General features: G+C 68.5%; 1 protein-coding gene. It reads left to right on the top strand.

Annotation, left to right across the window (positions count from 1 at the left end):
• On the top strand, positions 1–855 hold an 855-nt coding region (locus FNJ47_RS46220; protein WP_163163455.1), incomplete at its 5' end, for a branched-chain amino acid ABC transporter permease.
• Between the last annotated feature and the right edge of the window lie 103 nt (positions 856–958).

The following is a 958-nucleotide window of genomic DNA, read 5'->3' on the forward strand; positions in this document are numbered from 1 at the left end:
GGCGGCCTGCTGTCGGGGGTGATGTATTCGCTGGTCGCGATCGGATTCGTGCTGATCTACAAGACCTCGGGCGTGCTCAATTTCGCGCAGGGCGCGATGCTGCTGTTTGCGGCGCTGACCTTCGTCAGCCTGATCGAGCGCGGCGTCTCGTTTCCCCTCGCGTTCCTGATCACGCTGGCGATCATGGTCGCGCTCGGCGTCAGCGTCGAGCGCGCGGTGCTGCGGCCGCTGGTCAACCAGCCGCCGATCACGCTGTTCATGGCGACGCTCGGCTTGTCCTACGTGATCGAGGGGGCGGCGCAGCTGTTGTGGGGCACCCAAGTCCACGGCCTCGACATCGGGATCAGCGACGTGCCGCTCGACCTCGCCGGGGTCTTCATCAGCCGGTTCGACCTGTTCGCCGCGGCGGTCGCGGGCAGCCTGGTGGCGCTGTTCGCGCTGTTCTTCCGCTACACCCGCACCGGGCTGTCGTTTCGCGCGGTCGCCGACCATCCGTTCGCGGCGCTCGCTGTCGGGCTGCGGCTGCCGCGGGTCTGGGCCATTGTGTGGACCGCCTCCGGCATCGTCGCGCTGGTGGCGGGACTGCTGTGGGGCGCGCGGCTCGGCGTGCAGTTCTCGCTGTCGCTGGTGGTGCTGAAGGCGCTGCCGGTGCTGGTGCTCGGCGGCTTCGACTCGATCGCCGGCGCGATTATCGGAGGCCTTCTGATCGGTGCCATCGAGAAACTCGCCGAGGTCTATGTCGGGCCGTTGTTCGGCGGCGGCATCGAGGCGTGGGCGGCTTATGTCGTGGCGCTGGTGCTGCTGCTGGTGCGGCCGTCCGGGCTGTTCGGTCAGAAGCTGGTCGAGAGAGTCTAGGCGATGAGCACAGCACCTTCGACAGGACAGCTTTCGCCCGGCGCCCGGGCCGTTGCAATCGCCATCGCGGCGGTGATCGCCTTCGGCGCCGTTCCGCTGCTCG

This window comes from Bradyrhizobium uaiense, assembly GCF_010811875.1.
In the GTDB taxonomy this organism is placed as follows: Bacteria; Pseudomonadota; Alphaproteobacteria; order Rhizobiales; family Xanthobacteraceae; genus Bradyrhizobium; species Bradyrhizobium uaiense.